The sequence below is a fragment of the Pseudobacter ginsenosidimutans genome, assembly GCF_007970185.1.
Lineage (GTDB): Bacteria > Bacteroidota > Bacteroidia > Chitinophagales > Chitinophagaceae > Pseudobacter > Pseudobacter ginsenosidimutans.
Window position 1 is genome coordinate 3,957,006 of sequence record NZ_CP042431.1, and the last position, 13,239, is coordinate 3,970,244.

At 47.0% G+C, this 13,239-nt stretch carries 7 protein-coding genes; all 7 read right to left on the bottom strand.

From position 1 onward, the window contains the following. The gene (locus FSB84_RS15935) at positions 1 to 1,263 is read right to left on the bottom strand and encodes a glycoside hydrolase family 26 protein (RefSeq protein ID WP_158643936.1); all 1,263 of its coding nucleotides are present in this window, start codon (positions 1,261 to 1,263) and stop codon (positions 1 to 3) included. Between the two features lie 44 nt (positions 1,264 to 1,307). Then, positions 1,308 to 2,621 carry a DUF1735 domain-containing protein gene (locus FSB84_RS15940; protein ID WP_130538930.1) on the bottom strand — a complete coding sequence of 438 codons (1,314 nt, stop codon included), beginning with the start codon at positions 2,619 to 2,621 and terminating at the stop codon, positions 1,308 to 1,310. A gap of 19 nt (positions 2,622 to 2,640) precedes the next feature. Continuing rightward, positions 2,641 to 4,362, bottom strand: coding sequence for a RagB/SusD family nutrient uptake outer membrane protein (locus tag FSB84_RS15945; RefSeq protein WP_130538931.1), 1,722 nt, complete (start codon positions 4,360 to 4,362; stop codon positions 2,641 to 2,643). Positions 4,363 to 4,377: 15 nt separating this feature from the next. After that, on the bottom strand, positions 4,378 to 7,284 hold the full coding sequence (locus FSB84_RS15950) for a SusC/RagA family TonB-linked outer membrane protein (RefSeq protein ID WP_130538932.1): 2,907 nt from the start codon (positions 7,282 to 7,284) through the stop codon (positions 4,378 to 4,380). A gap of 34 nt (positions 7,285 to 7,318) precedes the next feature. Continuing rightward, positions 7,319 to 9,106, bottom strand: a complete 1,788-nt coding sequence (locus tag FSB84_RS15955) for a RagB/SusD family nutrient uptake outer membrane protein (protein ID WP_158643937.1) — start codon at positions 9,104 to 9,106, stop codon at positions 7,319 to 7,321. A 13-nt stretch (positions 9,107 to 9,119) separates the two neighbouring features. Continuing rightward, positions 9,120 to 12,380: a SusC/RagA family TonB-linked outer membrane protein gene (locus tag FSB84_RS15960; RefSeq protein WP_158643938.1), complete on the bottom strand. Its 3,261-nt coding sequence runs from the start codon at positions 12,378 to 12,380 to the stop codon at positions 9,120 to 9,122. 242 nt (positions 12,381 to 12,622) lie between these two features. Beyond that, the gene (locus tag FSB84_RS15965; protein ID WP_158643939.1) at positions 12,623 to 13,237 is read right to left on the bottom strand and encodes a response regulator transcription factor; all 615 of its coding nucleotides are present in this window, start codon (positions 13,235 to 13,237) and stop codon (positions 12,623 to 12,625) included. Between the last annotated feature and the right edge of the window lie 2 nt (positions 13,238 to 13,239).

A 13,239-nucleotide genomic window follows, 5' to 3' on the forward strand; every position in this document is an offset into this window, starting at 1 on the left:
TTATTTAATAATCCCTCCCAGGGTTCGGTCACTTATGACGCGGGACCCATTCAGTCCGGCTTTGAAAGCATCGATACTGTTCTGGTCCACAGTGAAGCGCCAGTCTGTTTCTTTATCGATATTAAACCAGACGATGGAACTGATCTTAGGGAAATTTGTTTCAAGCTGGAGAAACATATCATTGATCCATCCGGCTTTGTTTCCGCCAGTAGAGGAGCAACCCATTTCAGCAATAAAGATTGGTTTGTTTGGGTGCGTACCGGTTATCCAGTTATAGAGATTTCCAAAAACCTGTGAAAAGCTTTGCCAGCTTGACCAGTTCTGGGATGTTCCGAAATTATAGCCATCCATTCCGATGATATCTACATACTCATCACCGGGATAGTATGAGTCCAGTGTCTGCGGATTATTGGCGCCATTTGCATTATTGGGAGACCATGCCCAGCGGGCATTCACGGCTCCTGCTGCTTTCATCTTGTCTTGCACATACCTGAACGCCTGCACATAAGTGGATGCTGGCACCAGGGCGCCATTGAAGATGCTCCAGGGATACCAGTCGCCATTGAATTCATGGGCAAAGCGCAGGATGATGGGTTTGCCGAATGCGGCAATTGCCTGTCCGTATTCCTGAATATCTGCATCATATTTACCAGACATGAGTTCCACCAGTCCCATCTTTGGTTCCAGGGTAATATGCGGGAGGTAACCGGCAGCATCTGCATTATTGCAGAATGCAGTGGGGAAGTCCCTGTTGCCAGTCAGGTCCCAGAGATCGAACATCATTACCATGCTTGGCTTCTTTCCAAACCCGTCATAGAAGGAGAGTGGTGTGCCTGAATCGTCAAAGAATCCCCAGGTCATTTTGCTGGCAGTTTGTTTTTCTGTTACCAGAACACTCACATTGGCAGATTGTCCTCCAAAAGAGAGCGTGAAATTTGCATTTCCTGCTGCGGCCGCCGTTCCATTGATCTTGTAAACAAGATGGCCAATTCCTTTTTCCAATATTCCTTTTTGCAATACTGCATTCAAACCTGTAACACCTGATGAAGTAATGGCATTGCCATCTTCGAAAGCTGCTCCGTTACCACCGGAATATGAGATGTACATATTACCGGTAAATTCATCACCGGCAACCGGATCGGCTGACATCACTACCACTGTACCGTTCAGTATTTGTACTTCGGGTGTTGAAGGAGAGGTGGAGTTCTTGCTGCAATGGGATGCACTCGCCCCGAGAATCAGGCACAGGATTGCTTTAATCATAATTGTTGCTTCTTTCATTATCAAAACTTTCATTACTTACACAACTATTTTACAAACAGGATATCATCGAAATACACCACTTCATTCTGTGGCACGTTCCAGTTGTTCAATCTCCAGCCAAACTTTCTGAATGCATTTCCTTTGCTCCACATGGGTTTTCCGGAAGTTGGTCCAATGGGTATTTTGTAATAGGTCCAGGTGGGTGAAACGATAATGCCTACACCGGCGAAATCATTTCCATATCCTTCCGGCATTCCATCTCCCATCAAACTCATCTGGATACCTTCATTACCTGTTCCATTGGTAGTACTTCTTGCCCAGAACGTGATATAGTTGTAGCCATCGTTTACGAAGTTGGAAGCGTTCACAAGTCCGCCCGGAGAGTAATTGTTCCCGTAATAAGTGATGGCCAGTGAGCTGGTACCCCGTTTGACAATTGAATTGGATACTGCCTGCTCTGAACCATAATCATCTCCATCATTGTTACGGCCGATATTGGGTCCGTAATTATCGGTAAATACTCTGTAGGCATTGTCTGTATTCACCAGTTCAAAACCGGATTGTGTGGTGCCGAATGGAGTAACAAGGTTTACTGTGCTCCTGAAGATTTCATTCATTGCCGGCATCTTTACTACTATGCTGGTAGCTGTTTGAGAAACGATAGGGATATTGATAGCTGAAGTGGTGAAATTGAGAGCCGTTACCTTATCCAGGTTTTGCCCCGTGAAGGTAACGGTTACACCTTCAGAAACGTTGTATTCAGATGTGCCTGTTGCTGATGGGAACAGGCCGGCAATATTCAGGTCAACAATGGTGGTGGCCCTTGCCTTATCGATATTGTATTTACTTGCATTGGTTATTTCAACCGCCAGCAGCAGGTGTTTGCCGAGGTAAGCGGGATCGATGATCAGGCTGTTGTCTACCGACAAATAAAACGTGGCGGAGCCGCTTGAAGGAACTTCCAGTCTGGCTGGAAGGGTGTAGGCTGTAGCTGGCATGGCTAAATAATCAGGCCCCAGCGTTCCACTGTTCAACAGCTTCTGGATAGTATCGTTGTTTACTTTGATATCCACGCTATAGGCTCCTGTTGCAGTACCAGATAGTGCAGCACCTAAAATGATGTTTACTTTTCCACTTTTTTCGTCTACCACATAATTTACGCCGGTAGGGCTGGTGCCATTCGAAGAGCTGGGAACGGGATAATTGGCGTTCAGCCCCAGGGATACATTCACGCTCTGTGGCATATAGATGAGAGGGATGCCATAATCCTTTGCCGAATCGTCTTTCTCACAGGAAGTGAACAGATACAATACGGCAAACACAGTCAATATAGCAGCTGTTATTTTCTTGGCGTTCATGATTGAATTTTTTTAGTTGTTACCAACCCGGATTCTGTATCAGCGCTCCGTTTGAAATATTGATTTCAGATTGTGGGAAAGGATAGTAATTCATTTTGGGAGCGATGAATACACGGTTTTGTACAGTTCTGGGCGTGTAAATAAAATCTCCCAGGTTATTTTGAGTTATTTCAACTCCGGTGACCGGCTGGTTTTGAATAGTAACGGCATCGCCCCAGCGAACCAGATCCCAATACCTGTAATTCTCGAAAGCCAGCTCGATCCTCCGTTCATGTTTTACTGCATCCCTGAAAGCTGTTTGTCCGGTAGCGGTGGTGGCTGGCATATTCACTCCGGGTCTGGCGCGTACCATGTTCAGCGCCTGGCGGGCAGTTAGTCCGGAGCCATTATCATTATCCGGACCATATGCTTCATTCATCGCTTCAGCGTATACCAGTAACAGTTCTCCGTAACGGAATACAGGCCAGTTGTGAGGAGTAACTGCATTGTTGACCAGATCTACATTGTCGTTCAAGAATTTCCTGAGATAATAACCTGTTTTGCTGGCATTGATCCTTCTTCGGTCGTCAATACCACCTGGCGCCTGATTGATCACGCGATTATTCCAGGTGCTTCCATTGGTAACGATGGATGCAGCTAACCTGGGGTCCCTGTTGGCATATGGATTGCCCGGAACAGGCGTGCCGGTATATTCATATGCATTTACCAGGTTATGCGTTGGCGTTATACCGCTGTTGCCACCGGCTGTGGCAATGGGATAGTTGGCGCGCTCCAGGTCATTGCTGGCAGGGTTTCTGATAGCAAGGATCGTTTCATTGCTTAACAAGGTATTGCTGCCAAGGAAGTAATTCCTGTAATTCCCATCTAGACTATTCCTGCCGCCATCGTTGTCTGTACGTTGGGCAAAAAGGATGGCTTCTTTCGCGGCGTCTGCTGCAGCCAGCCATTTTGCATTATTGTTGGCGGGGTTATGTAACGGGCTCGCTGCATATAATAGTACGCGGGCTTTTAAGGCCAGTGCTGCACCAACGGTCCACCTTCCATCCTGGTTTGTGAAGGATGAGGTTTTCCAGTTGGGCTGCAAGTCGTTTTTGTATGTATCGATCTCTGAGATAATATAAGATACCACCTCATCAAATGTGGAAGCTGCAACAGAAGGTTTTTCAGATGCCGGATATGTTTTCGTGATCAATGGAACACCTCCATATCTTTTTGACAGCTCAAAATAAAAATATGCACGAAGGATATGTGCTTCAGGAATTGCCCGGGCCATCAGCGCTACATCATTCAGGTAGTTTTGTTTTGTATCTGCCGTGATGGTATCGCGGTTGGTAGCAAGCAGCGCTTTGTAGTTGCCGCCATTTTTTGCGAGATATTCCAAAAAGAAATTGACAGAATAAATACCGGCGTAATAATGATTGTACCTGTCATCGGGATTAGTGAACTGGTTCCAGTTCCCGTTATTGAAAAGATACACAGAGCCAACACTGTTTGTTTGTACTGCTTCATCGGTCACTGCCGCAAAGAGGTTGCCATCCAGGATCGAAAACTGGTTTACCTGCTGGAAATAAGCATATGGAGCATTGGCAAACTGTATGAGGCTGGTATAGTTCCCGTCCACATTGTTCTGGCCTGGTTGTGTATCCAGCCTGGTGTCTAAAAAATCCTTGCTACAGGCAGTCAGCCCGAGGATTGCCAGGCCTGCGATGACTTTGGTTGTTCTGTTATATAGTAATCTCATAAACTGCTGTTTTATTTAAAAGGATAATGAAACACCGGCGTTGAAAGATTTGATACCAGGATAACCTGCGGGTGCTTCCGGATCCAGTTTGTATTCTTTATAGAAAGATGACCAGATAACAGGATTGACGGCAGTAGCAAATACCCTGAGTTTGGTCAGGTGTAAATTCTTTATCAGCGATGCCGGTAAATTGTAACCCAATTGCAGTGAGCGCAATTTCAGGAAACTGGCATCCTTCATCCAGAAGGTTGAATTGGTGTAATTGTTTGTGTTGCTCATTGTGGTCAGCCGTGGAAAATTTGCCGTGTTGCGTGTGTCGATCTGCTGATCGGGATAATAAGCCCAGGCATTGCCGGCAATAGGGTAGATAGTGGTATTGCCTGCAAAGGGCACCACCTGGTTATAAGCTGATCCAAGCAGGTTTACACTAAGACCGGATGCTCCCTGGAACAATGCCGACAGGTCGAAGTTCTTATAAGTAAATGCCAGATTGAAAGAGTAATAAAATGAAGGATACCCCGGATTGCCGATCCTGGTGATATCTGTGTTATCTATCACTCCGTTCTTATCGAGGTCCTGGTATTTCAGATCGCCTGGTTGTACCGGCCCGAATCCGGGAACAGGAACTCCTGCCTTCAATGTTCCATCGGCATTGAAATCTTCCAATTGATAAAAGCCGGCGGCCACCAACCCCATTGGGCTGCCAACAGGCCGGCCGGTTGTATTGGAGAAGTTATTCTTGTTGGGGATCTCTGCCTGGTAATCGATTTTGTTGCTGGCATAAGCCCCCATGAGATCCAGCGCATATTGCAGGTCGCCCACTTTATCTGCATAGCTGATAGCCATCTCGATTCCCCTGTTGGTTACCTTGCCGATGTTTTGCAATGGCAGCATATCTGATCCTGTATACCCGAGATAACCCGGTATCAGGTTGTTCCTTGAAATGATGCCACTACGTTTGTCCAGGAACCAGGTAGCATTGATGTTCAATTTTTTAAGCAGGGCAAGATCGAAGCCGGCTTCATACTTCAGGCTTTCTTCTGCAGTGATATCAGGTGATGCAAGTCTGCCGAGACTAAGGCCATTATTGTAATTCAGGCTATTGTTACCCGTTATGCTGCCCGGCACATACCTGTAGTATTGCTGGTAGAGATAGCGGCCCTGATTGGTTTGATCATTGCCGGATTTGCCGGCAGCGGCTCTCAGTTTCAAATGACTGATCCAACTGTTATCCTGGAGGAAAGATTCATCGGAAACAATCCAGCCAAGTGATACCGCGGGATAAAATTTCCAGCGATTCCCTCCGGCATAATTATCGGAGCCGCTATAGCCCCAGCCGATCTCGCCAATGTACTTCCCTTTATAAGTGTAGTTGGCCCGTCCTCCTATATTTTGAAAATGGTAGGAGATCCTGGATGGGTCCTGGTTTGCATCAGGGATCATATCGCTTGCATAATAATTCACAGCAGCAGTGATCGCATGATCGTTGAAGGTTCGATCATATCCTGCCATCAGGTTGGATTGACGCCAGGTGAGTTGTCCGTATGGTGTGTTGACGCCAAAATTGATCTGGGTGGTTCTGTCGGCAGTTGCCTGCTGTCCTTCATAAAATCTCGCGTAGGTGGCTGTTTTATTCTGGATCACCCTTGACCAGGTATTGAATGAAACAGACTGACTTAAATAAAAGCCCGGCGTAATAAACCCAAGGTCTTCCTTCAGACTGAAATTACCTTGCAGCGTTCTGTCGTGCGAAGTATAAATACCTGTTGCATTCAGTTGAGCAACGGGATTGTTGGGGTATAAAGTATTCCCTGACCAATTGCCGGTTGCAGGATCTTTTACAGGGTAGATATTGTTGGGATATGTTGACAATTGCCTCCAGTAAGCCTGCGCGTTATCGTATGTATTGTTGCTGAAAGGGTATTGATAGTTTTCAATTCTTCCTCCCAGGTCTACCCTGCCTTCAAATATTTTGAAGAACCTGAGATCGATATTTGAACGAAGGGTGAACCTGCGCAGCCCGGTATTGCTTCCCAGCTCTCCATCTTTTGGTGCGTTGTACAATCCTGTCTGGCTCATATAATCCACAAACAGGTTGTACCTGGCGGTTTCGCTTATACCTCCCTGTATGTTCACGTTTGCATCGGTAAAGGCCGCTGATTTTTTCAACGCTTCACTGAACCAGTCAACATTGGTGGCTTTACCATCTTTGTAGTCCTGTAGCTGTGCATCACTATATGCAGGCGACCAGATATATTTATTCCCATTCAATGCATAGTTGTCGTTGCTGATGGCCTGATTGTATAACCTGGCATAATTGTAAGCATCGTATGGTTTGCGGATATTGGTTGCCTGTTGAATGCCTGTTATCAGCTGTGCATCTACCTTGAATTTTCCAGAACCCGCGCGTTTGGTAGTTACCCATAAAATACCGTTGGCGCCCTTCATGCCGAATGTTGCCAGTGATACCGGATCTTTCAAAAGTGTAATGCTTTCAATTTCTCCGGCGGCCAGGTACTGAAAATAAAAGGAGATATCTACCTGGAACCCATCCACGAAACAAACAATGCCGGGCTGATCGTAAGTACCCCTGCCGCGCATAAAGAGCGAAGCCTGATCGTAACCGGGTTGTCCGTTATTTTGTGTTACCATCAATCCGTTGAGCCTTCCATAAAGGGTATTGGTAAGGTTGGCCACCGGCATCTTTCCCAATACTTCACCGGTGGTATTGGAATTGGAAGTGATGGATCTTTCTTTGGAGATGCGTAAAAGCGGGCCGGGTTCATAGACCGTTCCGGCTTCACCGGCAGCTCTCCGGAGTGTATCCTGTAAAGCAGACTGGGCGCCGGCTGATAATGTGCAACCTGTGAATGCTGCTGCCATCAGGATGCCTGCTGCTTTTGATGTAAAATAATTCTTCATATAGCTAAGTCTTCTATGATTATGAGTTTGCACATTAATAGCCGGGGTTTTGTACCAGGTATCCTTTGTTCACTTCACCCTGCGGGAAAGGATTCAGGAATTGTCTGGGATGCCAGAATCCATTATACCGTACTGAGTTGGTATAATTGGTATTGCCGGTAGGCAATGCGTCACCGCCATTATTAAAGGCCAGAAATCTTATCGGTCCACCGATAATACCATTGTTGATATTGGGGTCTTTCCAGTGCTTCAGGTCGTTGAACCTGTATTTTTCCTGGATGAATTCAATGGCCCATTCGCGTTGTATGATTTTCCTGAGTTTGGTCTGGTCTGTTTCAGTAACAGGTGGCAGTCCTGCGCGTTCATGCACCACGTTGAGTTTGGCCAGGGCCTCGGTTGGTTTTCCCATTTCATTGTATGCTTCGGCAGCGCTGAGGTAATATGCTGCCAACCGGAATATGGGGAAGTCCATCCATTCGCGGCTGCCTGCCAGGTACCAGAATTTGGTTGGTTGTCCTGCTCCAAAGTGATTCACATCTTTATAGTGCGCTGTCATATGCCAGTTAGGATCACCCGGGTTGTTGGCTGCCTGCATTTCCCAGCCGTTGAAGTCTGCCTGCATCCTTGCTTCCATTTCCAGGAACTTTGATGTGTATTCAGAGAAGGGAGCTGTTTGTCCTACAGCCGGCCAGCTCTGATCGGTACCATCGGCTTTGTAATAGTTTTCCAGCATGCTGGAAGACAGCACAGCGCCATTGGCCTGGTAGTTGTAGTTGGTTACATTGAAGATATTGTAGGGGCCTGCGCCTCCTGAAGAGGGGACCTGTTGTTTGAAAGCCAGGATCACTTCCCTGTTGCTGGGAGTTGATGTAGCAGTTCCATAATCGGCCAGTGGGTTGCCTGTATTGATAATGGCTAATCCGCCCGGGCCTTCTGCTTCCGTGATCACAGCTTCGCTGGCTGTTTTTGCTCTTTCCCATAAGCCTGCATCAAAACTGCCGAGACAGATCATTGAATTATTCGTACCGAAATCCAGGTAAGGCGTAGCAGTGTTGAACAGGGGGCGTGCTGCGTACAGCAGCGCTTTGGCCTTGATGGCTAGTGCAGCGCTCTTCGTCATTCTGCCCAGGTAATTGCCCGGCCATTGGGAAGGCAGGGCTCCTGCAGCCTCATCACACCAGGATACGATGGTGTCAAGAACATTTTTCACAGTGCCACGTGGCAGTGCCAGCGAGCCCAGATCATTGAGAGAAGTCAGCGGAAAGCTTCCGGAAACAATGGGAACACCACCGTACATGATGAGCATTTGTGTATAACGGTAAGCTACCAGCGCTTTCATTTCAGCTCTGATGATGGCTTTGTCCGCATCGCTCATATCGGGTACTTTGTGAATGTTCTCTTTTACCAGGTATGCTTTTCTGATACATTGCCAGTTGTCTGTATAACCGTCGTTACCATATCCGCCATTGGAGCCCATGTCCTGGCTATTGGAATTAGGTGTAAAGCCTCCTCCGAGAATGGAAACAGCTGCAACACTACCGGGGATCTGTACCCAGAAAGCCTGGCTGCCGGCCAGCTGATCATCTGTACTTGGAGAATAATAACCAGTCCAGTTCAGCCCCTGGCGCAGGTTGGCAAAATAGGCGGCCGCAATGGCATTGTATGCATTGGATGCGCGGTTGAATACTGAATCTATGGTTGGACTACCGCCGGGGGGTACCTGAAGAAATTCTTTTTCGCAGGAAGCGCTGCCTAATACACACGCAATTCCTATTGTAGCAAGCAATCTTTTATACCAACGCTGCTCTTTATTATTAGTCATACATGCAGGTTTATTAAAATGAAACATTAAGCCCGAAATTGAAGGTCTTGATCAAAGGGAAGATGTAGCCATTGCTGTTCTGGCTGGTTGATTCGGGGTCAATTCCATCTACCAGGTCCGTCCAGGTGATCAGGTTATTGCCATTGGCGAAAACACTGATCCCTTTGATGCCTGCTTTTTGCAGCAAGGCAATCCGCTGTAAAGTATAGCTGACAGAAATATTCTTAAGACGAACAAAATCTGTGGATCTCAACCAGAATGTGCTGAGTTGTTTTGAAGCCTGTGATACGCCGTCGATGGCATTCATGGCGGGATAGCTGATATTGCCTCCTTTCTGGTATTTTTCTTCCGTCCATCTTCCGTCATTCACTGCCTGCACAATCCTGTTCCCTCCATAGTAAGTGCTGGCGATATTGTAGGAGCCTTTTGCAGTTCCGATGAACAGGGCAGAAACATCAAATCCCTTGTAGGAGAAACCTGCGCGCAGGTTATAAGCGATCAGCGGGAATGTAGGATATCCTATCGGAACCCTGTCGCTATTGTCTATTTTTCCATCTCCATTGATATCCCTGTATTTGATATCACCCAGGTCTACCAGGTTGCTGAAAGTGTTATAAGGTCTGTTGGCGAGTTCTTCCTGCGTATTGTAAAATCCTTCGGCGATAAGTCCCTTGGGCTGACCTATCATAAAGCCTGTCTGGTTCATCCATGAATAGGGGAAGGGAGCTTCGGCCATATAATCGATCTTGTTCCTGGCATAGGAGAAATTCGCTTTGATGAAATAGGCGAAATCTTTTCCGATCTTATCATCCCATCCCAGTTCAAATTCCCATCCTTTATTGCTGACCATTCCAACATTGGATACAGGAGTGCCGCTAACACCGAAGCTGGCAGGAATAATGGATGGCTGTACCAGGATGTCTTTTCTTTTCTCACTGAACCAGGTAGCCGAAAATGCCAGTTTATTGTCCAGGAATTTCAGGTCCAGTTGCAGGTTGGTTTTCTGCGCTCTTTCCCAGGTAACAACAGGGTTGCCGAGTGAAGACTCGATGGCGCCAGGGATGAGGGGATTGGCATTGGAGCCATTGGTATTTCCAAAGTGATAGCCATTTCCGCCATCGCCCATATTCCAGGAATTGGGCAGATAGAGATAACGTCTCGCTGCGATCTGATCATTACCAACTTCTCCGTAGGATCCACGGACTTTGGCAAAACTGATCCAGGGGTTTGATTTGAAGAAGGATTCATTGGAAATGATCCAGCCAGCGGAGAAGGCAGGAAAGAAACCAAAGCGGCTGCCAGGTGCAAACTGCTCTGTTCCGTTATAGGCCATGTTTACCTCTGTGAGGTAACGTTCGTCATAATTATAGGTGCCGCGGCCCACCAGGCTCATCAGGCCGGAGGGAGTATTCAGTGCGAGCCTGTTGTCCACATACTTTTGTGCATTGCCCAGCAAAAGACCGGAAACATTATGCTTTCCAAAATTCCTTGCATAATCGAGGCCTGCCTCGTAATAGGTCCTGCGGAAATTGGCATTGAACAGGTAATCCGTCAAACTGTTATCTGCATTCACTGCGCCACCGATGAACACTATTTTGGCAGGATTGGAAGGATCCCTGTAGGCCGCATAGGTAGGCACGCCTGGTGTGATGGTATAACCCTTCGTATAGTTATCATCGTAAGCAACGGTTAGGTGGGAGGATAACCCGGGCGTGAAATAATCCATCGTATGTTTCAGTACCAATTGCGAGCTCAGGTTGGTGCCCTGTGTAATACCGTAACCTCTTGTTACAACATTCAGCGGATTGATCACCTGGCTTGGATAACCGCCGTTTCCACCCCTGATGGTTCCGATGGGGTTGGTGGCACTACCGTCTGATCCTACAAAATGCAATACGATACGATCATTTACGATACCCGGAGATATGAAGGGCCCGTATCCCAGGCTGAACAGGATAGCCTGGTACCTTGCGGCAAGGTCCGAAGATTCCACATTGCTGAAATTATCCGATTTGGGATTGGCGGTTTTGTTGCGCAGGAACTGCCCGCTAACGTTTACGCTCAGCTGAAAATTGCTGGTAATATTGATATCGAAATTGTTCCTGAAAGTATACCTGGAGAATTTGGGTTCCACATCCGCGCCAGCTGCTTTGGTATAATTCAAAATACCGGTCTGATCAAAATATCCTACTGAACTGGCGTAACGGAATTTTGCATTCCCTCCGGATGCATTCAGGTTGTATTGATTTTGTATACCAGTGCCATTGAATAACTCCTTGTACCAGTCGTGACTGGTATAATACAGCGCCGGGCTGTTCAACAGGGCTGTTTTCTGATCGGGGGTAAGGTTCATGGCTTCCACTTCTGCGGGTGTATAATCCCGGTTATTCTGGAATTTCCATAATTCATCTTCAGAAAACAGCATATTGTTGTAGGCGCCATTGCCGGACGATTGTAATTTCCTGATGCTTTCATTTCTCGACTGTGCGAAGTCGTGAGAATTGGTCAGGGGGATCAATGATGTGGGTTTGGTGTAGCCACGGTTCATGGAGAAGCTGAAGGAAGGGCGTCCGGACCTTCCTCTTTTAGTGGTGACGATGATCACTCCGTTGGCGCCGCGGATACCATAAACAGCCGTGGAAGACGCGTCTTTCAGGATGCTGATATTATCGATATCATTCGCATCGATAGCATTGAGCATGGTGAACGGATTTTCTGCCGGTTGTTGCACGCCGTCGATCACCACCAGTGGATTGGAGCCATTGAGGGTGGCCAGCCCCCTGATCCGGATAGTGGTTCCGTTCTGACCAGGTTCACCACTGTTTTGAATACCCGTAATTCCGGGCGCCATCCCCACCAGCATATTGGTAACATTGGCAACCGGTGTCTGCGCCAGGTCTTTACCGGCCACTACACTCACCGATCCCGTTACTGTGGGAAGTTTTTGTCTGCCGTATCCAACCACCACCACCTGGTCCATCTGGATACTTTCAGAAGACAATTGAATGTTCATCGGTTCAAAGGAAGTGACCCTTACTTCTCTTTTCAAATAACCGATGGAAGTAAAAACCAATGTGTCGTTCAGGGAAACGGCCAGTGAGTAGATACCGGCTGCATCAGTAAAAGTGGCCGCGCTTTTGTTCTTTACGGTCACGTTAACTCCTGCCAGCGGAAGGTTCTGATTATCGGTGACCTTCCCGTTGATCCGGTTCTGGGCCATCGCCATCGACACCGGCAAGAGGGAGACCAGCCATAAAAAAAGTACTCTTTTCAAAAAAGGTACAGTAGCAGTAGCTGAACAGTTGGGGGGACTGTCAATTGGCAAGCAGATCATAAATGAATCAGTTAGAATGATAGTTTAAAACAGTTGCAACCCCTGTTATCGGCTGTTGAAAGCCAGGGGATAGAACTGGTCAAAATTAATGACGGGTGTTCCGGGGGAGGGCGAAATTCTGCACAAAATAGGGAGAGAAATGTTTCCCGTTTATTTCTATGTGATTAAAAATCAATAAGAAATCACGAATTCTTATTCTCCTTGCCCTGGGCTTTATGCATTTCCTGGTATGCAGATGGTGTTACCTGAAATTGCTCTCTGAATACTTTTGTGAAATATTTCGGGTCGTTGAAACCAACCTCGTAGGCGATTTCGGCAATCGTCCATTTTTCTGTTTCGAGCATTTGTTTGGCTCTTTGCAAACGGATGGAGCGGATAAACTCTATAGGAGTTTGGCCGGTGAGGCTAAAAAGTTTTTTGTAGAGAGTAGGGCGGCCGAGCAGTAATTCCCGGCTCAGTTCTTCTACGGAGAAATCGGGGTTCGACATATTCTTCTCCACCAGCGCCAGGGCTTTTTGAACAAATTCCGTGTCGGTGGATACAGGGATAATTTCTGTAGCGGCAACGGTCACCTGCTTTTGATAGGTTTCCCTGAACTTGTCCTGCTGCGCCAGCAGGTTCCGGATCTTGGATAGTAAGAGTTCGATATTAAAAGGCTTGGTAATATAATCGCTTGCTCCGGTGCCGAGCCCTTCCAGCTGGCTGAATTCAGAGCTCAGTACTGTCAGTAAAATAAATGGAATAAAGGAAGTCCGTTTATCGTTCCTTATTTTCTGGCAAAGCTCTATGCCGCTCAATT

What these genes read in the sequence shown, in the direction of transcription:
- FSB84_RS15945 (WP_130538931.1), bottom strand. Translation starts at nt 4,362, where the DNA reads ATGAGATTACTATATAACAGAACAACCAAAGTCATCGCAGGCCTGGCA.
- FSB84_RS15950 (WP_130538932.1), bottom strand. Translation starts at nt 7,284, where the DNA reads ATGAAGAATTATTTTACATCAAAAGCAGCAGGCATCCTGATGGCAGCA.
- FSB84_RS15955 (WP_158643937.1), bottom strand. Translation starts at nt 9,106, where the DNA reads ATGACTAATAATAAAGAGCAGCGTTGGTATAAAAGATTGCTTGCTACA.
- FSB84_RS15940 (WP_130538930.1), bottom strand. Translation starts at nt 2,621, where the DNA reads ATGAACGCCAAGAAAATAACAGCTGCTATATTGACTGTGTTTGCCGTA.
- FSB84_RS15935 (WP_158643936.1), bottom strand. Translation starts at nt 1,263, where the DNA reads ATGATTAAAGCAATCCTGTGCCTGATTCTCGGGGCGAGTGCATCCCAT.